The 25,411-nt window shown below is 61.8% G+C and carries 19 protein-coding genes and 1 pseudogene; 13 read left to right on the forward strand and 7 right to left on the reverse strand.

The window, feature by feature from the left end; all coding sequences use genetic code 11:
* The first annotated feature begins 24 nt into the window (after window positions 1-24).
* Both AA309_RS17440 and AA309_RS17445 read left to right on the forward strand, forming a co-directional pair.
* The gene (locus AA309_RS17440; RefSeq protein WP_047190298.1) at window positions 25-1,224 is read left to right on the forward strand and encodes a hypothetical protein; all 1,200 of its coding nucleotides are present in this window, start codon (window positions 25-27) and stop codon (window positions 1,222-1,224) included.
* Window positions 1,225-1,604: 380 nt separating this feature from the next.
* Complete coding sequence (locus AA309_RS17445) at window positions 1,605-2,234, forward strand: hypothetical protein (RefSeq protein ID WP_150117619.1); 630 nt, start codon at window positions 1,605-1,607, stop codon at window positions 2,232-2,234.
* Window positions 2,235-2,388: 154 nt separating this feature from the next.
* Here the strand turns inward: AA309_RS17445 and AA309_RS34395 are convergent, their stop codons facing one another.
* The 3 genes from AA309_RS34395 to AA309_RS37755 form a co-directional block, all read right to left on the reverse strand.
* Window positions 2,389-3,990, reverse strand: a complete 1,602-nt coding sequence (locus tag AA309_RS34395) for a rubredoxin (protein ID WP_160310486.1) — start codon at window positions 3,988-3,990, stop codon at window positions 2,389-2,391.
* A 143-nt stretch (window positions 3,991-4,133) separates the two neighbouring features.
* On the reverse strand, window positions 4,134-5,921 hold the full coding sequence (locus AA309_RS17455; protein WP_047190301.1) for an ATP-binding protein: 1,788 nt from the start codon (window positions 5,919-5,921) through the stop codon (window positions 4,134-4,136).
* Window positions 5,922-5,929: 8 nt separating this feature from the next.
* Window positions 5,930-7,009: an SIR2 family protein gene (locus AA309_RS37755; RefSeq protein ID WP_047190302.1), complete on the reverse strand. Its 1,080-nt coding sequence runs from the start codon at window positions 7,007-7,009 to the stop codon at window positions 5,930-5,932.
* A gap of 573 nt (window positions 7,010-7,582) precedes the next feature.
* On the opposite strand from AA309_RS37755, the gene AA309_RS17470 reads away from it, so the two are divergent.
* From AA309_RS17470 to AA309_RS17490, 5 genes are all read left to right on the forward strand, one after another.
* A complete protein-coding gene (locus tag AA309_RS17470; protein ID WP_052954794.1) occupies window positions 7,583-8,590 on the forward strand; it encodes a hypothetical protein in 1,008 nt (335 codons plus the stop codon).
* Window positions 8,584-9,354 carry a hypothetical protein gene (locus tag AA309_RS17475; RefSeq protein ID WP_047190304.1) on the forward strand — a complete coding sequence of 257 codons (771 nt, stop codon included), beginning with the start codon at window positions 8,584-8,586 and terminating at the stop codon, window positions 9,352-9,354. The genes AA309_RS17470 and AA309_RS17475 overlap by 7 nt, the downstream gene beginning before the upstream one ends.
* Before the next feature lie 224 nt (window positions 9,355-9,578).
* Window positions 9,579-10,538: an ArdC family protein gene (locus AA309_RS17480; protein ID WP_047190305.1), complete on the forward strand. Its 960-nt coding sequence runs from the start codon at window positions 9,579-9,581 to the stop codon at window positions 10,536-10,538.
* Complete coding sequence (locus tag AA309_RS17485) at window positions 10,535-10,906, forward strand: DUF2958 domain-containing protein (RefSeq protein WP_047190306.1); 372 nt, start codon at window positions 10,535-10,537, stop codon at window positions 10,904-10,906. The genes AA309_RS17480 and AA309_RS17485 overlap by 4 nt, the downstream gene beginning before the upstream one ends.
* On the forward strand, window positions 10,899-11,264 hold the full coding sequence (locus tag AA309_RS17490) for a hypothetical protein (RefSeq protein WP_052954795.1): 366 nt from the start codon (window positions 10,899-10,901) through the stop codon (window positions 11,262-11,264). The genes AA309_RS17485 and AA309_RS17490 overlap by 8 nt, the downstream gene beginning before the upstream one ends.
* Before the next feature lie 207 nt (window positions 11,265-11,471).
* On the opposite strand, the gene AA309_RS17495 is transcribed toward AA309_RS17490, so the two are convergent.
* Together AA309_RS17495 and AA309_RS17500 are read right to left on the reverse strand one after the other, a co-directional pair.
* On the reverse strand, window positions 11,472-12,662 hold the full coding sequence (locus tag AA309_RS17495; RefSeq protein WP_047190307.1) for an MFS transporter: 1,191 nt from the start codon (window positions 12,660-12,662) through the stop codon (window positions 11,472-11,474).
* Window positions 12,663-12,818: 156 nt separating this feature from the next.
* Window positions 12,819-13,328 (reverse strand): GNAT family N-acetyltransferase, encoded by a 510-nt coding sequence (locus AA309_RS17500; protein ID WP_244470393.1) that lies wholly within the window; start codon window positions 13,326-13,328, stop codon window positions 12,819-12,821.
* Window positions 13,329-13,738: 410 nt separating this feature from the next.
* Between AA309_RS17500 and AA309_RS17505 the strand changes: the two are divergent.
* Window positions 13,739-15,878 (forward strand): annotated as a pseudogene (locus AA309_RS17505) (ParB/RepB/Spo0J family partition protein).
* Between the two features lie 58 nt (window positions 15,879-15,936).
* The gene (locus tag AA309_RS17510; RefSeq protein ID WP_047190308.1) at window positions 15,937-16,155 is read left to right on the forward strand and encodes a hypothetical protein; all 219 of its coding nucleotides are present in this window, start codon (window positions 15,937-15,939) and stop codon (window positions 16,153-16,155) included.
* A gap of 57 nt (window positions 16,156-16,212) precedes the next feature.
* Here the strand turns inward: AA309_RS17510 and AA309_RS37455 are convergent, their stop codons facing one another.
* A complete protein-coding gene (locus AA309_RS37455; RefSeq protein WP_047190309.1) occupies window positions 16,213-16,761 on the reverse strand; it encodes a hypothetical protein in 549 nt (182 codons plus the stop codon).
* On the opposite strand from AA309_RS37455, the gene AA309_RS17520 reads away from it, so the two are divergent.
* The 3 genes from AA309_RS17520 (at window position 16,753) to AA309_RS17530 (ending at window position 23,394) form a co-directional block, all read left to right on the forward strand.
* Complete coding sequence (locus AA309_RS17520; protein ID WP_084731342.1) at window positions 16,753-21,093, forward strand: strawberry notch family protein; 4,341 nt, start codon at window positions 16,753-16,755, stop codon at window positions 21,091-21,093. The genes AA309_RS37455 and AA309_RS17520 overlap by 9 nt on opposite strands.
* Entirely contained in the window at window positions 21,093-22,127 is a 1,035-nt protein-coding gene (locus AA309_RS17525; protein WP_047190310.1) for a DUF7146 domain-containing protein, read from the forward strand. The genes AA309_RS17520 and AA309_RS17525 overlap by 1 nt, the downstream gene beginning before the upstream one ends.
* Window positions 22,128-22,470: 343 nt before the next feature.
* The gene (locus AA309_RS17530) at window positions 22,471-23,394 is read left to right on the forward strand and encodes a DUF2493 domain-containing protein (RefSeq protein WP_047190352.1); all 924 of its coding nucleotides are present in this window, start codon (window positions 22,471-22,473) and stop codon (window positions 23,392-23,394) included.
* Between the two features lie 13 nt (window positions 23,395-23,407).
* Here AA309_RS17530 and AA309_RS17535 read toward each other — a convergent pair whose 3' ends face one another.
* On the reverse strand, window positions 23,408-24,481 hold the full coding sequence (locus AA309_RS17535) for an endonuclease/exonuclease/phosphatase family protein (protein WP_047190311.1): 1,074 nt from the start codon (window positions 24,479-24,481) through the stop codon (window positions 23,408-23,410).
* Window positions 24,482-24,735: 254 nt separating this feature from the next.
* Here AA309_RS17535 and AA309_RS17540 point away from each other — a divergent pair, with 254 nt between their 5' ends.
* A complete protein-coding gene (locus AA309_RS17540) occupies window positions 24,736-25,170 on the forward strand; it encodes a hypothetical protein (protein ID WP_047190312.1) in 435 nt (144 codons plus the stop codon).
* Window positions 25,171-25,411: the final 241 nt, after the last annotated feature.

Raw genomic sequence — 25,411 nt, forward strand, 5'->3', positions numbered from 1 at the left:
CGTCCGTCCAAACAGGAATATCACATGACCGCCGATTGGACGCCGGTATTCGTCCTGCCGAATATTCCGCTGGAAGCTGCGATCGGCTGTGAGATCGCGGCGCTCGCCCCCGCGCACGATCGCCGCGTGGCGGCCCTCAAGCGGGAGCACCCCACGCTCAGGCGTTTCCTCAACCGCTTCGCTGACAACTTCGGGCAGAAGTTCGAGCCTACCGTCCTGATCCTGAACACGGCCGCGCCGCCGATCTTTCGCGATGTGACAGCGCTGGCAAGCTTCCGCGACCTCGTCGCGATCTCGGCGGTCACCCACGGTCGCGCGCTGGAACTTCGGCACTCGCGCGGACATCGCGTCCTCTTCGGCGAGGCCTTCGCTATCTACCCCTGGATGCTTGACCGACACTATGAGGATGTGATCGGCAGCACGCCAGCCATCCTCGGCACGCATGAACTCTCCCGCTTCAAGGGCCAATCGTCGCCAGCCCTGTTCCGCACCTCTCTTGGTGAAAGCGATATCGATCAACCGTTGCTTGCCGCGCTCTTGGCGCGCTGGCGTCGACGCTATGAAGCCGCAGAGCCCACCTGGGAGGACGTTGCGCTAATGCGCTCGCTCAACATGGCGTATCACGCCTCACTCTTGCCGGCTGGGACGGACACGACTTTCTATGACGTCGGGCGGGTCGTCTCCCTCTGGGTCAGCGCGTTCGAGATCCTCGTGCATCCCGGCGGCAGCGGCCAGGCCAACCGGGACAAGGTTTTCGAGATGATCGAGCGCACCACCTGGGCGATCCCGGCGAGCGCTCAGCTCGCCCACGACACGGGCAGCAAGACTAAGCTGGTGAAGCGTACACTCGCGTCGTGGCTCTACCAGGTACTCTATCAATGCCGGAACGACTTCCTCCACGGCAACCCGGTCGACCGCAGTACTCTCTTTCTTCCCACGCCGCAGCGAACGATTTTCGAGTATGCCGCGCCGCTCTACCGTATCGCGCTGACAGCGTTCCTTCCGCTCGGACACGACACACCGATGCCCTCGGCCAAGGACCCGAACCCCTTTGGCGCCTACATCGTCGATCACATGGACTTTATGGAGCCGCAGAAGAACGCCGAGGAAGCGCTGCTCACGGCGACGCGACCGCCGGCGAAGCGGGGGATGCGCCGAGCCAGCGCTGCTCGGCCTGTTGCCTCGTCGACGAGTTCGGCGGCTCGACCGGCCAGCTCGGATTAAGAGCAGAGGCGAGCGTGACAGAAGTTATCGCGTGCCGTAGACACGCGACCGCCTGCCCGTCGCCGCGAAGAACGCCCGACCATCAGATCCAAGAGCCCCACCGCGATGGACGAGCCTGACGAATACGACCTCTCTTTGCAAACCTGGGAGCCGGGAGAGCGGCTGGTCCATGCGAGCCTTTCACAGAACCTCAATGACCCCTTCAGCCGCAAACGGCTCTCTGACGACAGCACCGGTAGCGCCCCGGTGGCGCGCACGCAGTTCTCTCAGGGTCAAAAGGTTATGGTGAGAGAGGAGCTCATCGCCAGAGCTTATGACTTTCCCAAGATCGACATGCACGATGGGTCGCGGAATTCAGGGACTATGTGCTGGACAGGAATGTGCCGGAGGACAAGTTCAACGCCTTTGTCACCAGCTTCGCGACGCTATGGATCGACGGGAGGACGCGGAGACAGGACTCAGGGGAGATGCGAGCAATCAAGAAGGCTTCCATTCGTGATTTCGATCAGTTGTGTCACCCCGCTCACGCCGGGCGCTTCGTGATCAACCCAGTCGACAACGGTGTGCCGCCGCTCTTCACGCCGACCGAAATGGCGGCGATCTTCGAGGCGAATAACGGTCTTATCGAGGCTTTACTACCCGACTATATAGACCACCTTGGCGACGAAGGCACTGGCTCGCTCGACGACCTGTATGTGCGCCGTGGCGTCTATATGGCCGCCGTTGATACGGTTCGCCGGGAGCTCCACTATCTCAGCTCCTACTCGCTAACCGTTGGGCCGGTGGAGCAGTTTGTACAGACTTGGACCCCCGCAACACGCGACACCGGCGAGCCCTCCATCATTTCCGCACCGTTGCCGGCGATCCAACACCGTGTCGTCGCTTTTGCCCCGTTCATTCAGAGCATGGACTTAAGCCAGTTGAAGTTCGTGGTCGCACCGCCGGTCGAGGAGATACCTCTCCAAGGCGATGGGATCCATGGCGGAATTCACGAGTTCACCTTCCGCTGAGCACGATCACGCTCGGAAGGCTCCGTTCTCGAGTCCCCTCAGCCTGCCGGATCCATTGGCCGACCGCCATGGCTGTGCATTCCGCAACAAGCAGATTAAGCACGGCCTCGATCTTGCTCGTGTCAGTTGCATAGGCCGTGGATTGCATCTGGGATCAGGACAAAACTACTTCTGCATTCATCTCAGAGCGTCGCCTTTCTGCATCGGAAACCAGCCATTTCGCTAGGCAGAGTGCTTCATCCGCATCATCGACTCGTGCATCTAACATGATGTCTTCAGCTACAATCTGGAAAGCCTCATCCTGATTGCAGCCTCCAAAGCGAATTGCTTGCCGGTAGCGTTCTCTCGCTTCAACGGCCATCGAACAGTGCTTAAAATAGGCGTCCCACGCCGAGCCCACGGCTGCGTTATTCAAGGCGCGGTTCGCTGCCTCATCCCAGTCCACCTCATGTTCGGCGTGAGCCTCAACGGCCAGAAGGCAATCACGGAGGTCATCTATGGTCAGGAATTGATCAGGAATATCTCGCCTGCGCTGCTTAAGCTGAGTCGCTACGTCCTGACAGCCAGAACATATTAGCACCTTCTTGCTATCGTGCATCACGAAAGCGTTTCGGAACCCTGGCAGCAGTCGGCGTCGCGCCCAAAGTGCAGTCTCATCCGTTTCCGGAACAGGCTCAAAATGTTCACGAATCCCTCCTGACCATCTGCCAGCCTTGGATTTGCGCACCACCTGCCGCTTTGAACGTTGGCAGATCGGACATTGCCAATCTTCGGGTATAGCCTCCCATCTGCGCGTTGATACGGGATCTCGGTAACTTAAGTACTCTGCGTCAGTCGGAGCCTGTACCGTGCGTGGAGCATTAGTGATTTTAGGAGCGATAACGGACGAGTCTTTTTGAACAGATCGGGCTAAGAACTCGTTGAGCAGTCGAAACAACTCTCTCTCGCGCTCGTCGCGCTTCGTTTCTGACAAGAATGCTTGATAGAGCTGGGTTTGAGAATCGAATTGCCTCTGAGCCACCTGAAACCATGGTGTCCCATGCTCATGTCTTAGCCCCCCTGAGTGTATGAGTTTTAGTACCTCGTCAATCAACTTCAGGCGCATTTCGAAGCCTGAATTAGCTTTCTCCCATCTATCCTCCACTTTCTTTGGATTGATAGAATGAGACGCGTTTGGCTTCGGCGTAATAAATTCCGCAATTTCAGATGGAGAGAAGGTGAAATATGTATGGGCCTTCCCCTTCAAAAGAATCTTCGCTTTGCCGTCCGCCGCATTACATTCTGAGCAGACCAATTCGGGCGTGAAATTGGAAACCAGATTTTCCAGCTGATCCGTCAGATAGGATCCTCCCCTTGGAATTTCTGCCAACCATCTGTCGCCAAAAAGATCACGGGCTCGCTTGCGAACATAATCACGTAGATGATCATGATGCTCTTCCAGTTTGGCGAGCAGAATCCCACGTGGCGAGAGGCGGAAAATTTCATTCTTGGATCTTCTGCAAACCGGGCAACTCCATCCTTGATCGACTAGAGCCCAGTTTTGATTAAGGTCCAAACCCTTCGCGGCATGGTGTTGTAGTGCTGCTTTCGTTTGCTCACTCCACCGCCCATCACGGCGCCGGAAGAACAACTCCATCTCTGAATCTGATAGCTTTGATGGACGCCAGAAAGCGAGTTCGACAAACCAAGCTTGTTCGGGAGCCCCACCGAATGCGACACCATTCTGGCTTGGCTGTTCAGGATCAAAGGACTTCACAAGCTGCCTCAATGGTTTTTTCATTACGGTGTGTCAATTGATCGACTGCGCCGATACCTGCATTTAGGTGGGATCGGGCTCAGCTAGGGCTCAGTGCGATACACACCTCGCCCTGGAGGTCCGAATCATTGCCACGATGGAAGCTAACTCCGTGACTGTCGGCGCATGCTCTCAACAGCTGCCGCTAGATCAACTGGTCCCTTAGGAGTTCCCCATCTTTCCCAGAACGGGATTGTCGCACTTCGAGGAACACAACGAGGTCGAGTAATTTTGATCCTGGTCGGTAGCAATGTTGCGTCCCCAACCACAACTGCCTCGCCTACATCCAAAGTCGGTAATATCTCCATTAAGCTCTCTAGGCTCTCGGGCAGTAGCTGCTTCACTACACTTTGGTCGGTTTTGTTCGCCAAGCGAAGGCTAATGATGTTACTGCATTGGCTCAAGATTGTTGTACTGACATCAGAAGGTCGCTGGCTGACCACCATCAGCCCTACTCCGTACTTCCGACCCTCCTTTGCAATTCGCTCGAACGTTTCGAGAGCACGCCGCTCTAGAGGACCTATAGAGCTGCCCTCCCGTGGCAAGTATAGGTGTGCTTCGTCGCATATCATCACTATTGGGTGACGCCCATCGCCCTCGTTGCCGGGATTGCTCCAAAACTGAATCTGATAAATCAACCTAGCGACTAGGCCGATAACAACCGGCAGAACGTCGGATGGCACCTCTGAGAAGTCAATAATTTTGATACCTGGGTTTCGCCCGTCTTCTTTTCCCGAGCCTAAGAGACTCGCCGCAAGTGCATGAAGCGAGTCGTAGGTGCTGTAGCTGCTTGGGGACTGGTACATAAAACCATACCTGCGGTCGTTCATCTTCGTTCTGAGGCGAATTAGAAACCTTGAGAGCTTTCCATTGAGTGGGCCCTTCTCCATTTTGGGTTGGCCCTTCCGCGCTCCGCTAGCGTAAGTCTCACCCGTATCGAACGCCTCATCATTTTTGGCATCCAACGCAGAGATCAAATCCTCAAGCCGATAGGGTATTGGCGTATCAACGGTAAAGCCCTCGAGAAGATGTTCAACACCGAGATCTTTTATAGCTTTGCGCTTTGTCTCTATAACTGAATCCATCAACGCGAGTGCTTGATTTGGCGCATTCTCACCCGATCTATCAACGAAAACAGATTGCATTTCATCATACGTCAGCAGCCAAAATGGCAAGAAAATAGCATCGGGCTTCTCTGTGCCTAGGTCCCCGATGCCAGCAATCCTGAAATGCGACGCGAATGTCATACTTGAGTATTCGCCGTGCAAATCGAGAACAATGATATTTGCATGCGGAAGCTCTGCCGCCTGCTCTAGAACAGAGGCGACGGTATACGACTTGCCAGAGCCAGTACTACCAAGAAGAGCAGCATGCCGCTGGAAGAGTTTATCAGCATCTATGTAGGCGGCCGCTTTCCCGTCCAGTGTATAGGTTCCAATCATGAGAGGCATGGTCGTTGCGCTTTTTGATGAGGCACTCAGAATGCCCATGAAGCTCTCGAGAGCTTTCTCTTCTATTGGGAAAACAGCACGACTGATCTCAGGCAGGGAAAATACAGCTCTCGTAAATGTATCGCGACGTTCGCCGTCACGTTCACGGTAGGTGCCGACGAGATTTACACATACCCCGTTTTCCTCCGTCGGAATGGTGTTAAAATCAGCTCCCTCATCGCTCGCTTCCTCGCCGAGACTCGGTGATTCGACAGGGTGCCGCCACACACGCTCAATTATTCCAATTAGCCATTCGTCCCCCATGGACCGAATTGCAACCAGGCGACCGACACGTGCCTTTTGAAGTTTTACGCCATCAGTGACGCGGACCATTATGCGGGAGGTTTCGATGCTCCGGACTTCTCCAAGCGACTGCTCTTCGGAAAAGCTGAAAATAGCCATGCTAGATCTCACTCAAGGAATTGGCGAAGGAACGGGTCAAGCTGCCAGATGGGGGCTGAGAATCGACATACGTTGCCGTCGTAGTAACAGACCGCCCCATCACCATCTCTGCAGAATGCGAGGACATGAGGGTGCTTGTTGACAATAGCTTGAGCTGCGTCCGTCAAGTCTCGGGTAATGATAACCGCTGGCATTCCAGCATCTAAGCGACCTCGGATTATCCCCTGCAGGTGCTCGTCGTTAAATCCGAAGCCGATGCAAACAAGGGCTTGGGTCTGCGAAAGGGTGACGTTCATCTCTCCTCGGACCCTGTCGAAAAGCGTGTTGATCAGTGCGTCCTCGTATTTAGATGGACCAGGAACGACTATGGCACGCGCCGCCGTGGATTGATCGTTCACCACTTCGATAGGACCAGCCTCGGTTGTGAGCCATGTGATTGAGCCATGCGGTTTTATAAGCCGCACTGTCGGCTTGGGACGGTGTTCGTAAGTTGAGCCACGCTTCCGATCCGTAGCAATAGAGCGCGTATAATGTGTCTGGAACAACGTGTGTTCTCGTACACGTCGGCGTCGGAACCCCTCGAAGCCGGTATCTAGTGGCAGACTTGCTAAATCGCAAAATAGCTCCAGCAAGGTGTCATAGTTGGTTGTGATAACTGAAATGCAGGGAGCGTTTTGAGGCGCCCCCTCATACAGCCGTCTTAATAGTCGGGCTGGAGCATGTGTCTCGGGGTTATCAGAGCTTAGAATTCTAGCTTCTGCCTCAGTAGTTCGTTGTATAATGAGACTTGCCGTTTCCTCTCTCAGAAGTCGGATTATCTCGTCTCGACCAGCAGCGCCAATTGGAATCGCATTCAACCCTTTTTCCAGATTTGCTCTGATGTCGGACAGAGCGCTGGTCCACAAATCCTTCGGCTCGTGCGTCACTAGTTTTGACCCTAAAGTCGTGATTAAGTGATCGCCCAAAGCTCCCATGTGCGGGAGATCGTACGCGCACGAGAAGCCAGATCCTATGAGGAGCGTTGGAGTCAGGCGGAAGATGTCTTGCAGTCGTCTTGAGACAACGTCCGAACCGGCCATAATGTCCATAGGGGGCCCCACATTCGGCTTTTGCCGCGTTTTACGGCCAAGCTCTGCATAGGACTTCCCCGATAAGCAATGTCAAAGGGCAAGCTAGCAAGGCAAATCCACAGGCAGTGGCAGTGTGGCTAGAAGCAGTGATATAGCCTTTTCGCGCTGCAACATAGAAAGCCTCTGAAGCTCAAGACGAACGAGCAATATCTTTTCGGCTCGATTTACAGAACCAAAAGCCTTGCAGACTCTGGATTTCAGCGCACTCGGATTACTGACGAGAAGGATTATTACTAGGAGGGTAAGGGCACGCCCGAACCGTTGCTGCTCGTGAGGCAGGCGGGTCTGGGCGGCATGGACGATCTCTGTTGTGAGATGCTGGCGCTGACCAAAATGGACCGGAACACTGGCGATCCCTACGATCCTGCCCGTCACGCTTAACTTCGCGGGCACGCTAGCCACAATTGTTAAACGCACGCCCAAGATTGCCCGCACTCCTATCCGGTAGGTGTGTTCGTGTGACACCGGCTTTCGGAAGGTTACTAACATCATTCTTGCATAATAACAGCATTGAGGTTAGCGTGCGCCGCAGTGTTAGGAAAACAGCATATCACCCCCGAGGGATCATTCGCCGAGGCGCTGGAACGCTATCTCGGAGACACCCTTCATGACCGCATTCGAGTTATCAAATTTGAGGGTGCACGCGGACTTCCTTCACTTCTCGGGCGAACCTACCCCCTCTATGAAGCCTGGATAGCCGGAAGACGGTGCGTCTTTCTTGCGGCCTTGAACAGCGCCGCCACCCCTTCCGACATCGCCAAGCACATCGGCCTGGTCCGCGACTCTGTTGATGCAATCATCGTCTTCGCAACGCCTTCGCTGAGCGCGCACAACCGGTCACGCCTCATCGGTCAGGGTGTGCCATTCGTTGTACCAGGCAACCAGCTCTATATCCCCGACCTCGCCATGGATCTGCGTGAGCATTTTCGCGCGCTCAAACAACGGCATGCGGACGGCCTATCGCCGGCGGCTCAAGCCGTTTTGTTCAATCACCTTTTGCGGCACGACGAGAATGCTACGACCCCGTCGCTCATCGCGGCGCGACTCCGCTACTCGGCGATGTCGATCGGCCGCGCTTTTGACGATCTTGTTGCGTCGGGCATCGCGCACACCGAAAAGCACGGCAAGGAAAGACATATCCGGTTCAAGGCAGAAGGACGCCAGCTATTCAAGGCGGCGCGCGATCTCCTCCGCAGCCCGGTACGCTCTGTGAAGTTCGTCCAAGGCGATCACTTCCGAGTGCCGCTCAAGCAGGCGGGAGAATCAGCGCTTGCCGAGCTGACGGATTTGACCCGGCCCTCGATCCGCACCTTCGCCGTCGCCGCCAGCGATTGGAAGGCGATCGCACAGACCTCTAGTCTTGTCGAAACCAGCCGGGATCAAGCCGATTTCGTCATCGAAACATGGTCCTACGAACCTGCCGCCTTGTCCGATACCGATATCGTGGACCCTCTGTCGCTTTACGCGCAGTTCCGGGATCATCGTGACGAGCGTGTTTCCATGGCGGCAGAACAACTCTTGGAGACCATCCCATGGTAGCCGGCATCGACAAATTCCGTGAGCATTTCGCAGGACATGAGGATCACTACGCGATCATCGGCGGTGCCGCATGTGACTTGCTGTTCGATGCGGCCGGTCTCCCATTCAGAGCGACCAAGGATATCGACATGGTGCTTTGCGTCGAAGTGGTCGATCCCGTATTTGGAACGGCTTTCAAAGCATTCCTCGATGCAGGCGGATATCAGGCGCGCGAGCGAAGCGATGGCAAAAAGGAGTTCTATCGCTTCCATCGGCCATCCGACCAAAGCCTCCCTTTCATGATCGAGCTCTTTTCGCGCAAACCAGGGGCGCTCGATCTCCCGGAAGATGCGGGCCTGACGCCCATCCCTGTGGAAGAGGATATCGTCGGCCTCTCGGCGATCCTTCTCGACGAGGGCTACTACGACGCGCTGCAGGCAGCGAAACGCAAACTGGGCAGCGTCAAGATCATCGACGAAACCCTGCTTATTCCCTTCAAGGCCCGAGCCTTCCTCGATTTGACCGCCCGCTCGGAGGCAGGCGAAACGATCGATAGCAAGACCATCAGGAAACATCGCAACGATGTGTTCCGCCTGGCGCAGCTGCTGGCTTCGGATACCTCAATTAAGCTCGCCGATCCGATCCGCGAGGATCTCCGAAAGTTCCTCGAATTGGCTCAAGCTGACGAGACCCTCGACCCCAAGGCGTTCGACGTGCTCCTCACGCGCGACGAAGCCATCGACCTCCTTCGTTCAGCCTATGGACTGCACGGCCGAGCGGGGTGACGGGACCGGTAAGACGAAAAACACGCCGAGACTGATTTCCGGAAAATCGGCTTTACGTTTCTGAGGGGGTAAGCCTTCCCCTGCGGCCGAGCCTAAGGTCTCGGCCGACCCCTTCTGCGGGGGACCCCGCAACGCCCCCTGTAGAGTGAGAGTGCGGACCGGCTTTGCCGTGACGGGTTGAGGGCTGGGAGAGAGGCTCCCGGCGCCCGTCGCGGAGACCCGCGATGTCCACAAAGACCGCACCCGCTCGCGCCGGTCAGGATCGGACGAGCCTCTATGACGAAATCACCGGCAAGATCATCGCCGAGCTGGAGGCCGGCCGCGTGCCCTGGGTCCAGCCTTGGGGAACGGCCGCCGCGAAGGCGCCGCTCGCCATGCCGAGGAACGCCGCCACGGGCCGCCACTATTCCGGGATCAATGTGCTGATCCTCTGGGGCGCCGTGATCGAGCACGGCTTTCCCGGCCAGAGCTGGCTCACCTTCCGCCAGGCGCTCGCGCTGGGCGGCAATGTCCGCAAGGGCGAGCGCGGCACGACCGTCGTCTATGCCGACCGCTTCGTGCCCGAGGACGAGAAGCGGCGCGCCCGCGAGACCAGCGAGGAAGCCCAGGCGATCCCGTTCCTGAAGCGCTTCACCCTCTTCAACGCCGCACAGTGCGAGAACCTGCCGGAGGACATCGCGATCGTCGCGCCACCCCCGCCGCCCGGCCTGATCGAGCCCAAGGTCGAGGCTCTGATCCGTGCGGCGGGGATCGACTTCCGCATCGGCGGCAACCGCGCCTTCTATGTCCCGGCGCTCGACTACGTCCAGGTTCCACCGCCTCAGGCCTATTTCGAGCCGATCAACTGGCACCGCACGGCGCTTCACGAGATGGGTCACGCCACCGGGCATCCGTCCCGTCTCAGCCGCGACATGAGCGGCAGCTTCGGCACGAAGAAGTATGCCTTCGAGGAGCTCGTCGCCGAGATGAACGCCGCATTCTGCTGCGCGTCGCTTGGCATCGTGCCGACCGTCCGGCATGCGGACTACATCGGCTCGTGGCTGGAAGTGCTGCGCGAGGACAATCGCGCGATCGTCCGCGCTGCATCGCAGGCGAGCAAGGCGGCCGACTGGCTTCTCAGCTTCGCCCCAGCCGACGACGCGGGCCTTCAGGCCGAACCCTCGATCGACAGGAGGGCGGCATGATCCTTCTCACGCCCGAGTTGCGCGAGCGGCTGACCGCCAACGGCCGCGAACGGGATGTCGACCATGTTCCCGTGGTCAAGTTCTTCAACCCCCTCGGCGAAGGCGTCTGGCTCGCCACGGAACTCGACGAGGACGGCGACACCTTGTTCGGCCTGGCCGATCTCAGCCAGCCCGAGCTGGGCTCGTTCAGCCTCGCCGAGATGACCGCTATCCGCCTGCCGCTCGGCCTCGGCATCGAGCGCGACAACCTGTTCAAAGGCCTGTTTCCAATCTCAGTCTGGGCCGAGGCGGCCCATCGAACCGGCAGCATCCGCGAGGCAGAGCGCGTGCTCTACGCCGCCCATCGCGCCCAGCGGGAGGATGTGTGATGCGCTTCCGTCGCTGGCCACGGTGACCGCCTATCGGGATACGCCGCGCAAGCGCACGGCGTTCCTTCGTAAGCAGCGCCTCGAACGGGAGGCGCTGCCGCTCTTCGCCGAGGCGATCGCCGCCCGGCAACGTAGCGTCGACGAGGAGATGGCTCGCCGCCACGTCTGGTGGAACGAGCGTGAGCGCCCGGCACAGCGCAACGCGCGGGCCGCCCGCCGGCGCGAGGCTCGGGCTCGGCTCTTCGCTCTACCGGATCCGCTGCGAGGCAAGGTGCGCGATCGCTGGCGCAGCAGTGGCTCTTGCGAATCCATCGATATCGGCACGGCTCTCATCAGAGCACGCCGCTTATATTTCTAGTTAGTTGGAGGTTTTTTGCAACGATATCTCGGCCATATTCACCGCGTCGAGCAAGGCTCAGGCGGCGGTGGACTGAAGGCGTGCCTAACGGCTGCATCGCTCCGCGACCTCTTCGCCAATATGACACTAGTTCCGCTGCGACCAGGCAGGCCGTGATAACGCATCTTATGCGCGCGTTGGTCGTCGTCTTGCTCGTCACTATCTCGTTCATGCCGCACTCGCAGCTTCTGCAGGTGCGGCATCACGCATGAAGGCAAGAGCCAGACTGATGCCGATGAGGCCAATCAGGATGGACGCCGCGGCCAGGGCTGTGACCCCGCTGATCTCGACGAGGATGCCGCCGAGAAAAGCGCCGGTGGCGATCCCGGCGTAGGTGGTCGAGCTGTTCATGGCCAGGACCAGCTTCGACCTCTCCCCGGCGAGGCTGAGGAGCCGGTGCTGGATCGGGACGAGATACATGTAGCTCACGTTGCCCCAAAGCAAGGCGATGAGCAGGGTGAGGACGCCGTGCTGCCCGAATGCAACTAGGCCGACGAGCAAGATGAGTTGGGCCCCCACGGCCGCGATGAGGACCTTGAAGGGGCCAAAACGATCGGTCAGGAACCCGCAGGCGACGTTTCCGGTCACGGCTCCGAAACCATAGGCAAAGAGCGCGGCCGAGAGCAGCGGGACCCCGGCCAGCAGGGAGCCGGTGATGAAGACGCTCACATAGGAATAAACGATGAACTCGGAAACGACGACGAAGAGCGTCACGGAAAGGACGCCGTAGATGATCTTGGAGACGTCTTTCGAGGCCGGGCCGTTGCCGCGCTCCGGCGCCTTGGCAGGGATCCCGGACATCATCGGAGCGAGGATCAGCAATGCGAGAAGGCCGGCAATGACTACGAAAGCGAAGGCGAAGCGCCAGCCGATCGTAGCTGCAATCCAGCTGGTCGCGGGAACGCCAGCAACCTGTGAAACGGTCATGCCGCCGAAGATGAGGGACAACGCCATCCCTTTGCGTGCAGGCGGCAGGAGCTCGGCGGCCAGCGCGGTAGCCGCCGGCGTGAACATCGCCGCGCCATAGGCGGAAATGACGCGACCTGCGACAAGGGTTAGGAAATTCGCTGCGATCGCGCAGATCAGGTTGCCGATGATGAAAATCGCAATGGAGAGGATCTGGACCTTGCGGCGGCTCATGTCCTTAAACATCCAGGCATTCAGCGGCGCGAAGACCGCGTAGCAGAGTGCGTAGATCGAGATGATCCAGCCCGCCGCGCCGGTTGAGATCGTCAGGTCACGAGAGATCACATCGAGCGCTCCGATGACGACAAACGTGTCCAGACCGATCGCGAAGGCACCAACGGTCAGAGCAGCAACGATGAGTTTCGTTCGCGCATCGGGAAGGGATGAGGTCATGACTGTAATTCAGGTTCTCTCGTAGAGTGTCCAGGCCAGCACATCATGCAGGGATAAAGGCGTGACCATGATGTCCCGGACCTGCAACGCCAATTTTCCCGCAAATGTCGGGAATTCAGTGTCACGGAAGATGGAGGGGCTTCGTGCAAGCTGGCACTATGTCCGCGCCATTTCCATTAGAACAATTTCGATCGGCTCTCCGCCAACGCCATGAGAGAAGTATCCTTTCTGCATGGCTTTAAAACCGTGACGCTCACAGAATCCCTGCGCGTTTCGCGTGGATTCTATCTTGATGGACCCCGAATATCCCTTGGCCGCATTTTCAACGCCAACTTTGAGCAGTCGCTTACCGAGTCCCCGGCCTGCTGCCTTAGGCAGCACAAAAAGGCGCGTCACCTCGCCAAGAATTGAGTCGACGAACCCCAGTACTTCACCATTTTCTTCGGCGATGACCGTATGACCCTTCTCGATAATATCCTCATAATATTCGACAGTACGTTCTCCCATCCACCCTGCAAGCTGTTCGCTCTTGTAGTGATTCTTTGCGAGGCCCTGAACGGATTGCGCTGTCACGTCAAACAATGATTGACCATCGCCAGCACGAGCTGAGCGCAAAACAATTTCGCTGTCATTCTTAGCGCCATTTATGGACGGTCTCTTGCGCAAATCATGAACTGCGAATGACTCTCTCAGAATCTGCTTGCAGAATTTCCGCAGACTTTTTCTGTTCTAAGTGCAAAGTGGTAAGATTTCCAACCAATTTCGCCGGATTGCTGCATCAAGGCAGTCGCGTTGTCGACATAATTGTGATCCGAAGCTGGCTCTGTCACGACTGAACACCACCAACTACTATTCTCAGGAGGACCTCGATCTATAGGTCAGGCGGAACCGACAAATCCGCACAGTTGGCTTTACGCCTTTACGAGTCCGTGCGGCACGACCTGCTTGCTGAGCATCGGTCCGGTCTGCGCGCGAGAGAGACGCCGAAAGTAGAGAGTAAGGGGGAGGACGGGATTTTCGTGACGGGTTGGAGGTCGAGAGAGAGGCTCTCGGCTGCCCGTCACGGAGTCATCCCGATGGCTACTGCCGTTCAGAAAGTCATCCTGTCGTCGTCGCGCGACATCCCCTTCAACAAGCTCATTCTCTCCCAGACCAATGTCCGGACCCGAAAGGACGGCGTCTCGATCGAGGACCTAGCGGCCTCGATCGCGCGTCGCGGCCTTATCCAGAGTCTCCACGTTCGACCCGTCCTGGATGCCGAGGGCGCCGAGACCGGAATGTTCGACGTCCCTGCCGGTGGCCGTCGCTACCGCGCGCTCGAACTGCTGGTCAAACAGAAGCGCCTCGCCAAAACCGCACCGGTCCCCTGTGTCGTCGGCGACGCAAACAGTCCCATCCTCGCCGAGGAGGTCTCGCTCGCCGAGAACGTCGAGCGGCTTCCGCTGACGCCGCTCGAGCAGTTCCGCGCCTTCGCCGCGATGGCGACGAAGGGCATGTCCGAGGAGGAGATCGCCGCCGCCTTCCTGGTGCAAGTCCAGGTGGTTAAGCAACGTCTGCGCCTGCTCACCGTCTCCCCGACCTTGCTCGACGTCTATGAGGCCGAAGAGATGACGCTAGAGCAGCTCATGGCCTTCACCGTCTCCAGCGACCACGCCCGTCAGGAGCAGGTCTGGGACGGCATCAAGAACGCCTGGTCGAAGGAGCCCTATCAGATCCGGCGCATGCTCACCGAGACGACAGTGCGTGCCTCGGACAAGCGCGCCGTCTTCGTCGGCGTCGAGGCCTACGAGGCCGCCGGCGGCATCGTCATGCGCGACCTGTTCCAGTCCGATGACGGCGGTTGGCTGCAGGACCCCGCGCTGCTCGATCGCTTGGTCGCCGAGAAGCTGAAGGCCACAGCCGACGAAGTCGCGGCCGAAGGCTGGAAGTGGATCGAGGTCGCCGCCAGCTTCCCCTACGACGCCACCCGGGGCCTGCGCGAACTGCAGGGCGAGCCGCTCGACCTGACCGCCGAGGAACAGGCGATGATCGATGCGCTCAACGGCGAGCATCAGAAGCTCGAGGCCGAATATGAGGGCGCCGACGAGCTGCCGGACGAAATCGAACAGCGCCTCGGCGAGATCGAGACCGCGCTGGCGGACTTGGAGACCCGGCCGGTTCGCTTCAAAGCCGACGACATTGTCCGCGCGGGCGTGTTCATCAGCATCGCCCATGACGGTAGGCTCGACATCGATCGCGGCTATGTCAGGCCTGAGGACGAGGCCCCCCGGCCGGCCGTGGGCGCGGACGCTGGCGACGCCGAGGGCCAGTCGAGCGATCCGGCCGAGCCCGTCGTGCAGCGGGCCGTTATCACGATCGGCAGCCAGCCGACGGAGTTGGAGGACGACGAGGACGATGCGATCAAGCCGTTGCCGGATCGTCTCGTCACCGAGCTGACCGCCCATCGCACGCTGGCGCTTCGCGATGCAGTGGCCAGCAACCCGCACGTCGCCATGACGGCGCTGCTGCACAAGCTGGTCTCCGATACCTTCCAGCATCGCATGTACACCGGCGCGCTGGAGGCCTCGGTCCGCCATGTCTTCTTCCCCGTCCAGGACGAAGCCCTGAAGGACAGCCCCTCGGCCCGCGCGGTGCATGAGCGGCACGAGGCCTGGGCCGGCGACATCCCCGCCGATGACGACGCGCTGTGGGATTGGCTGGCGGCCCTCGACGACACCAGCCGCATGGCGCTCCTGGCGCATTGCGTGAGCTACGGCGTCAACGCGCTCTACGACAAGCCCAACCCCTACAGCGGAAGCGGGCTTTCCCAGCATAGCCTCGACATGCGGCTCGGCCAGGCCGACCGGCTCGCGCGCCACCGGGCTCGACATGGTCGAGGTCGGTTGGCGTCCGACCGTCGGCAACTATCTCGGCCGCGTCACCAAGGCACGCATCCTTCAAGCCGTGCGTGAAGGCGCCGGCGAGCAGGCCGCGCAGCTCATCGACCACCTCAAGAAGGGCGACATGGCGAAGGAGGCGGAGCGCCTGCTGGCCGATTCCGGCTGGCTGCCCGAGCCCCTGCGCATGGTCGAGGCGGCCGAGGCGTCCACGCCAGACGTTGAAGCCGGCGGCGACGAAGAAGGCGCGGCACTGCCCGCGTTCCTGTCTGGCGACGATGAGGAAGAGGTCGCGGCCGACGCTGAAGACGAGGAACGCCCCCTCGTCGCGGCGGAATGACCCCGCCGAGGAGCGGCTTCGGCCGCTCCGCCCGTTTCCTCGCACAAGGAGTATCGCCATGACGCGATCTACCCCGTCGCCCCGCCGCGTCGTCTTCCAATATCTTGTCCCAGTGCATGTCGAGGTCGATGACGGCCTGGTCACCCGCGTGACAATCAGCGACGAGACCCCCGTGCACGATCCCGTCATCGTCGATGGTGATCCTGCCTACCTCGACGAAGCCGTCCGCGCCGCCGATGACGGCCAGTCCTGGCCATCCTGGCAGTTCGGCTACTAGCCGCCTTCACCCGACCCCCATTTCCGAGCCCGGCCCGAGCGCCGGGCTTTTTTCGTTTCACGAGCCCGACATGACCGATTTCTTCACCGCTACTCCTGCCTGCTCGACCTTGGCACGTCCGCCAATGCCGCGCAGGTCTTCGACATCGACGCGTCGCTGATGGCCGAGAACGGCCGCGAAGACCCGCCGGCCGAGCCCTTTCAGCTCTCGGTGACGCCTGAGCACGGCCCAACTCGGCTCTGGCTTCGCGATCCAGGCAGCGCCGACCCACAGCTCCTCATCACCTTCGTCACCAGCTACGCCGAAGCCTTCGGGCTGACCGGCCGCTGGAGCTTTCAATGAGCCGGCATCGCCTCGAACCCCATCGTGAACGGTTTCTCCGGCGATGCCCACGTCCTCAATCTCGCCACGGGTCGGACGATCGCATGGATGAGCACCGGCCACTGACTTGCCGATCGCCTTGCCGAGGGAGGCGCGTGATGAGCCGGATTCCGCCCGCGCCAGAGTGAGAGGTCGGCCGGGACGGGTTTGAGCCCGTCCGGTCGAGAGAGAGCGCCGGGCAGGCTCGCCCCTGCCCTGCTCTCTGAGGTATCCCTCATGCTCCATGCTACGATCCCGGCTGCTTCGGCGGCCTTGCTGCCGCTCGCGGGCCGGACGCCACCGGCCTCTGCTGTCCTGGCCACCGCCGAGCGTCTCCTTTCTCATCTCGAACAGGGCCGCCCCGTCGATGCCGCGATCCTGCGCAGCGCCATGGAGGCCGCCTTCGACGCGTCCGACTCCTCGGGCGCCTGGGACTGGAAGACGGCCTACGACGCCTGCGAGGCCGCAACGGTCCTGTTCTTGCGCAAATACGGAAAGGCACTTTTCCGCAAAGCTGCGTCTCCGGCTTCACGCCTTTCGGCCCTGACCAGGATCGCCGGGCTCCTCCCGACACACACGCGCAGGTCCGAGAAGGCTCAGGCCTTCCAACAATTCTCGACGCCGGTCCCGCTCGGGCTTGCCGCGCTGACGGCGGCAGCGCTGACCCCGGCCGACCGGGTGCTCGAACCATCGGCCGGCACCGGCCTCTTGGCGATCCTCGCCGAGATCTCCGGCTCGACCCTCATCCTCAACGAGCTCGCCGAGGCCCGTGCGGACCTTCTTAGCCATCTCTTTCCGGCCGTTCCGCTGACGCGCTTCGACGCAGCCCAGATCGACGACGGTCTCGATCACTCCGCCATCCCGAGCGTCGTCATCATGAATCCACCGTTTTCGGTGATGGCGAACGTCACTGGCCGGATGGCCAACGCCGCTTACCGCCATGTCGCCTCGGCGCTGGCTCGCCTTGCCGATGGCGGGCGGCTGGTCGCGATCACCGGCGCGAGCTTCTCGCCCGAGCTGCCGGCCTGGCGCGACGCCTTCGTCCGCCTGCAAGCGCGCGGACGCGTCGTCTTCACCGCAGCCATCGCAGGCTCGGTCTATGCCAATCATGGCACGACCGTCGAGACGCGTCTGACCGTGATCGACAAAGCGCCGGCCGACGATCCCGGCAGCTTTCCTGACTCCGCCGGCATCGCGCCGGACGTCGTGACGCTGCTCGAATGGATCGCGCAGCAACTTCCACCTCGCATGCCGGTCGCGGTTCCGGGCATGACCGCCGCAACTCCTGCCTCGCCCCGCACCGTTCGAGGCAATCTCGCCCGCGCGGCCACCGCACAGCCCGCGCGCCGCATCGCCCAGATCGAAGGCGTGCCCCTCGCCTATGAGACCATCGACTGGACGCCGCCCGAGGGCGGTCGCCTCTCGGACGCGATCTACGAGCGCTATGTGCTTCAATCGATCCGCATCCCCGGCGCGAAACCGCATCCGACCAAGCTGGTGCAGTCGGCCGCCATGGCCTCGGTCGCGCCGCCGAAGCCAAACTATTGCCCGACGCTGCCGGCCCAGATCGTCACCGACGGCGTCCTCTCCGACGCCCAGCTCGAGACGGTGATCTACGCCGGCGAGGCGCACAGCGAATATCTCGCCGGCGCCTGGACCGTGGACGAGACCTGCGATCTCGTCACCGCCGCGCCAGACGATGCCCCAAGCGCGGTCCGGTTCCGCCGCGGCTTCATGCTCGGCGACGGCACCGGCGCCGGCAAGGGCCGCCAGTCGGCCGGGATCATCCTCGACAACTGGCTTCAGGGACGCCGCAAGGCCGTCTGGATTTCCAAGTCCGACAAGCTGCTCGAAGATGCGCAGCGCGACTGGTCGGCCCTCGGCATGGAGCGACTGCTGGTCACGCCGCTGTCGCGCTTCCCGCAGGGCACATCGATCCGGCTCGCGGAAGGCATCCTATTCACCACCTATGCCACGCTCCGGTCCGACGACCGCGGGAGCAAGCTTTCGCGCGTCAAGCAGATCGTCGAATGGTTGGGCTCCGACTTCGACGGAGTGATCATTTTCGACGAGAGCCATGCGATGCAGAACGCCGGTGGCGGCACGGGAGAGCGGGGCGATGTGGCCCCGTCGCAGCAGGGTCGCGCCGGGCTTCGGCTCCAGCACGCGCTCGCGAACGCGCGCGTGGTCTATGTCTCGGCGACGGGTGCGACCACCGTCCACAATCTCGCCTACGCCCAGCGGCTCGGCCTGTGGGGCGGCGAGGATTTCCCCTTCGCCAACCGCGCCGAGTTCGTTGAGGCGGTCGAGAATGGCGGCGTCGCGGCCATGGAGGTGCTGGCGCGCGATCTGCGCTCACTCGGCCTCTACACGGCCCGGTCGCTTTCCTATGACGGCGTCGAATATGAGCTGGTCGAGCACCAGCTCACGCCCGAGCAGACCCGCATCTACGACGCCTATGCGGGCGCCTTCGCCATCATCCACAATCATCTCGACGCGGCGATGCAGGCCGCCAACATCACCGGTGACAACGGCACGCTGAACCGGCAGGCGAAGTCGGCCGCGCGATCGGCGTTCGAGAGCGCGAAGCAGCGCTTCTTCGGCCACCTGCTGACCAGCATGAAGACCCCGACGCTGATCCGCTCGATCGAGCAGGACCTGGCCGATGGCCATGCCGCCGTCATCCAGATCGTCTCGACCGGCGAAGCGTTGATGGAACGCCGCCTGGCCGAGATCCCGGCCGAGGAATGGAATGACGTGCGTGTCGACATCACGCCGCGCGAATACGTTCTGGATTACCTTGCCCATTCCTTCCCGGTGCAGCTCTACGAACCGTTTTCGGACAGCGAGGGCAATCTCTCGTCTCGGCCGGTCTGGCGCGATGGCCAGCCGGTCGAGAGCCGTGAAGCGGTCGCACGCCGGGACGAGCTTATCGAACGGCTCGCTGCGCTGCCGCCGGTCCCCGGCGCGCTCGACCGGATCGTCCAGCGCTTCGGCACCGACGTCGTGGCCGAAGTGACCGGCCGCTCGCGGCGCGTGGTGCGCAAGTCGGGTGCCGACGCCATGGGCGATCGCCTTGTCGTCGAGAACCGGGCGGCTTCCGCCAATCTCGCCGAGGCCGCCGCCTTCATGGATGACCAGAAGCGCATCCTCGTCTTCTCCGACGCCGGCGGTACCGGCCGCAGCTATCACGCGGACCTCACAGCCAGGAACCAGCGCCTGCGCATCCACTATCTTCTGGAGCCGGGCTGGAAGGCCGACACCGCGATCCAGGGCCTCGGCCGCACCAACCGGACCAATCAGGCGCAGCCGCCGCTGTTCCGGCCGATCGCCACCGATGTGAAGGCCGAAAAGCGCTTTCTCTCGACCATCGCACGCCGGCTCGACACGCTCGGCGCCATCACGCGCGGCCAGCGCCAGACCGGCGGCCAGGGTCTCTTCCGGCCCGAGGACAATCTGGAAAGCCCTTACGCGCGCGACGCGCTGCGCCAGCTCTATCTGCTGCTCGTCCGCGGCAAGGTCGAGGGCTGCTCGCTCGAGCGCTTCGAGTCCGCCACCGGACTAAAGCTGATGGACGACAATGGCATCAAGGACGAGCTGCCGCCGATCACCACGTTCCTCAATCGGCTGCTGGCGCTGACGATCGAGCTTCAGGGCATCCTCTTCACCGCTTTTGAGCAGCTCCTCACCGCCAGGATCGAGGGCGCGATCAGGAGCGGCGTCTATGATGTTGGGCTCGAGACGCTGCAGGCGGAGAGCTTCGTCGTCACCCAAGCCCAAGTGATCCATACCCATCCGGGCACCGGTGCCGAGACGCGGCTGCTCACCATCACCCGCCGCGAGCGCAATCGCCCGACCACGTTGGCGGAAGCGCTCGACCATCTCTCCGACCCACGCGCGCGGCTGCTCGTCAACGGTCGCTCCGGCCGTGCCGCCGTGCAGATGCCGGCGCCGTCGATGATGCTCGATGGCGGCGAGATCGAGCGGCGCGTCTGCCTGATCCGGCCGATGGAGCAGCATTATGCGCCACTGCGGATGATGGACGAGAGCCATTGGGAAGAAGCCGATCACGACCGCTTCGCGGTGGCATGGAACGCCGAGCTTTCCGAGATCCCGGAGTTCTCCGACAGCACGATTCACATCGTCGCCGGCCTGCTGCTGCCGATCTGGAAGCGGTTGCCGGAGGAGTCGACGCGGGTCTATCGCCTTCAGACTGATGCGGGCGAGCGCATCATCGGTCGCCGCGTCTCTCACGCATGGGCAGCGAACGCGGCGTCGCGCGAGACCACACTGACGTCGGAGCACGCGTTCGCCGCGCTGATGGACGGCACGACGATCCTCGATCTGTCCGAGGGTCTCCAGCTTCGCCGCGCTCGCGTCATGGGCGCCCATCGGCTGGAGCTGACGGGCTTCACCGAGGCGATGCGCGAGCGGCTGCGGGCCTATGGCCTGTTCAGCGAGATCATCTCGTGGAAGCTGCGCTTCTTCGTCCCCGCCGACGCCAGCGGCTCGGTGGTGCTCGCGAAGCTGCTCGACACCTACCCGATCGCGCGCATCTCCGAGCGGGAGGCCGCGTGATGGCCCGTCATGACGCCTCCGATCTCGCCCATCGTCTCGGCCGACAGGCCGAGGCGGTGTGTCGTCATTACCTGTCCAGCGGCCGCCGCGAGGGGCGCTACTGGCTGGTGGGCGACGCGCGCAACACGCCCGGCCGCTCCATGTACGTCCGGCTCAAGGACTCAGCCAAGGGCCCGGCCGGCAAATGGACCGACGCCGCCACTGGCGAGCATGGCGATCTGCTTGACGTGATCCGGGAGAGCTGCGGCCTCGTCGACTTCAAGGACGTCGCCGACGAGGCGCGGACCTTCCTCAGCATGCCGCCCCCCGAGCCGATGCCGGCTGCCGTGCGCCAGGCCCCAGCACCGCATGGTTCACCCGAGGCGGCTCGGCGTCTCATCCGCATGTCGCGGCCGATTTTGGGCACGCTCGTGGAAGCGTATCTGCGCCAACGCGGCATTATGGATGTACGCGGAACCCGAAGCCTGCGCTTCCACCCGCGCTGCTACTATCGGCCCGACGAGCATTCGCCGACTGAAGTTTGGCCGGCCATGATCGCAGCCGTCACCGACCTCAACGGCAAGATTACTGGCGCGCACCGCACCTGGCTCGATCCGCGACGCCGGGACAAGGCGCCTCTCGACACGCCACGCCGGGCAATGGGCGACCTGCTCGGCAATGCGGTCCGCTTTGGCATCGGCGGCGACGTCATGGCGGCCGGCGAAGGCGTCGAGACGGTCCTCTCGGTGCAGCAGGTCTTGCCCGACATGCCGATGCTGGCGGCGCTCTCGGCAGCCCATCTCGCTGCCATCCTGTTCCCGGGCACGCTGCGCCGCCTCTACATCCTGCGCGATAACGACCCAGCCGGCGACAGCGCGCGGGACAGCTTGGTCGAACGAGCGAGCGCGGCCGGGATCGAGGCGAGCGTCATCTCGCCCCGACTCGGTGACTTCAACGAGGATCTCCGCACCCTCGGAATCGATGCACTCCGCAGCCAGACGCGGATGCAGATCGCGCCGCAGGACGTCGCGCGCTTCATGGCGCTGGCGGCATAGCCGGCAACGAGGAACGGGGTGGCGCTGCCGCCATGCTCGCCTGGATGCGGGGGCGCGTCGGAGAGGACCGCGCCTTGGCCTTCGAGAGGGCGATCGGCCCACAAGCCGGCCGTCCCGGCAATGGCGGCGGCCGACTATCTTCCGGCGGCCCTTTCCACCCCTCGCGGCAGGCCGCGCGGGGCCCGGTTCGGGCCTTTCCATCGCGAGGCAAAATAGCCGGACTTCGCCCTCCTCCGCTGACGCTTCGGCCCTGCGCTCCCGCTCCGGGTGCAGGGCCGGCCCGCCTGTGGGCTTCGTCGCCATGAAGGCCGCGACGGTCGCGGTCCAGCCGACGGAGCATCCCATGAGCGAGCACGACGACTTCGAACCCCACCACGCTTCCTCACCTACCGACCACGCCCCGACCGAGCTGCAGCTTTACGGCTACCGCCCCTTCGCCGACGAGCCCGATCAGCGGCTTCTGCCGGACGGCAACCAGATCGCGGGCGCAGTCGCCGACATCTTCGACGCCGTGATCGGAACGCTGGGTGACACCCGCCTCGAACCCGACCTCGACGATCTCCTCTGGTCGACCGTCAACGTCTTCCACCGGGCCGCCGAGCGGATCGCCCGCGAGCTGGACGACAACGAGCAGGCCCAGAAGCGCTCGCAACGGGAACAGGACGGCAGCGAGGTGAAGTCGGTCGAGCTCGAGCGCCTGATCGCCGAGGGCAAGACGCTGATCGAACGCCAGAACGCCTTCGAGCTGATGCGCGACCAGGCCGCCGAACACTACGAACGCCACGTCGGCAAGCCCTGGTTCCCGCGCAGCGGATCGAAGGTCAACCACCGCAATTTCACTGCGGCGATGATCGACAGCCGCGACTTCCTCATGGCGAAGAAGCGGGCCGAGCAAGAGGTGCTTCTGCCTCCCGGCCCGAAGATCGTTGTCACCGGCGGGCTCGATTATGACGATCACCGGCTGATCTGGGCCAAGCTCGACCAAGTCCTCGAGAAGCACCCGGACATGGTGCTGGTCCACGGCAAGTCGCCGAAGGGCGCCGAGAAGATCGCATCGCTCTGGGCCAAGAACCGCAACGTGCCGCAGATCGGTTTCGCGCCCGACTGGACGAAGCACGGCCGGGCCGCGCCCTTCAAGCGCAACGACGAAATCCTGGAGATCGTGCCGAAGGGCGTGATGCACTTCCCGGGCACGGGCATCAACGACAACCTCGCCGACAAGGCGAAGAAGCTCGGCATCCCGGTCTGGAGGTTCGGCGGCGCGTGAGCGCCGCCCTTCGTTATCCCACGTTTTCCTTCGCGAGATCTGTCAGGTAATCCTTGGCAAAATCCACCTTAAAGGCCGACCAAAGCACGAGGTGATCTGACATCTGATACGTTTTCCACTCCTTGTATTTCGGCGGCTTGCCAGATTTGGCCAGCTTGATCAGAGGCGCATAAAGCGGCTCGTCTTCCTCGCGAAAGACGGCATTGTAAAAATCGAAAACGCCGCCACGTGGCGTCTCACCGAAGCGCTTCCCACGCCAGATGGCGATCTGATCGTAGAACTTGTCCTTTCCCATGTTGCTGCCGCTGCGGTCAGTCAGCACCTTCGGGATCACGAAGCCAGCATCCGTGATCGCCTTGAGCGTCGCATCGCCCGTGTTGAAAATATTGAAATCCCCGAGCAGGACGAGGGTATCGGGTTCGGGAGGTCGCACCTTAGGCTCTGTGCCTGTCGACGGTGCCGGTTGAGCCGCTTTCTTCGCACGCTTCGCCAGAAAGTCAGCAAGATTGCGGATTTCCGCAAGCCTCCGTTTGTCGAGCGGCTTGCTGTCACCATAGTAGATGTGCACCGTGCACAGATCGATCTTGGCCCAGCCTGACCGAAATCCGCAGACGAAGGGCGTCCGGGCAAATTGGAGAACCTCTGCATCCACTTTCGAGGGCGGCAGGACGATCTCGCCAGCCAAACCGCCGAAGGTGACCTTCCGGCTGTCGTACAGAAACGCCATGCGCTCGTCATTGCCGCCCAATCCGCGATCGGTGACATCGGTCACAACGTATTTCCACCAGCTTCCGAGCAGGCTCTGGACTCGCTCGAGAGCGTATAAGTCTCCTCTGATTTCCTGAAGGGCGATCAAATCAAAATGGCTCAGTATTTCGGCAATGTAATAGAACGCATCCGTCAGCCGACCGCCAAATTTCCTGCTATCGAACTCGCGAATGTTCCAGCTTGCGATCAGAACGTCTCCCGCAACGGTCCGCGTCGGCACGCCTTGATCGGCGATTGACTTGCGCAGACGCAGCAAACCGGAGGAGATCCGTTGTCTCGTCTCCGGATCTTCTCTTCTCAGTGCGGCGTAGTATGGCATCCCTAAGTCCCCCCACAGCGATTGGCAGTTCCGACATCACTTATACTTATATTCTCAGACGTGGGCGGCGCATGTCCAGGTTGTTCGACGACTCGCACCTTGCCGCTCTCGCCGCTCGGATGCGGATTTGGTGCTGCCGTGAGTTGTGATCTCCTGATTTCCGCTCCCGCCGCAGTCGCTTTTCCGCTATGGTGCGGTCGCGCCGTGGTGGTGGCAGGCGCAACCGTCAGAGCTTTTGCACGGAGGCCACCATCATGATCATCCTCGCATCCCTCGCGGCCATCGGCGTGCTGTGCTGGCTGCTGTTCACGCTGGCCGTCTTCGCATTGCCGGCGTTCGTCGGCGTGAGCGCGGGCGCTTGGGCGCACGGGACCGGCGCCGGCGCCCTCGGCGCGATCTTGGTCGGTGTCGCCACCGCCGCCGCGACCTTCACGATCATCCAGCTCCTGATCACCTTCGCTCGGCCGATATGGCTGAAGCTGGTTGTCGCGATCGTCTTCGTCGCGCCGGCCGCCATCGCCGGATTCCATGCCACCCATGGCATCGTAAAGCACATCATGCCCTCGGACGCGTGGCAGATTGCGTTCTCCGTCATCGGGGCCCTCGCCGTCGGCGTCACCGCCTTTGTGCGGGTCGCGGGAATGGTGGCGGCCAATGGCCCCACCGGCCGGGACCTCGCACGGGCCTGACGTCACGCATCCCCTCCGGCTGACCAGGGCAGCGACCACAGCAGGCCATCCCGCTGGTGAGAGCCGTTGCTTGCGAGGCGTGTCACCGCCGGATTGACACGCGGCCCGAAGAGCAACCGACGTCGGAGTGCTGAAGGGAGCATCGTCGTCAACGCGAGCGCCGGGATCCGTTGCATGCGGGATCATCCCGGAAGGCAGGCCGGGTCAGGATGCAGCGATCCCCCGGATAAGGGCCGGACGA

This window comes from Microvirga vignae (genome assembly GCF_001017175.1).
GTDB classification, from domain to species: domain Bacteria; phylum Pseudomonadota; class Alphaproteobacteria; order Rhizobiales; family Beijerinckiaceae; genus Microvirga; species Microvirga vignae.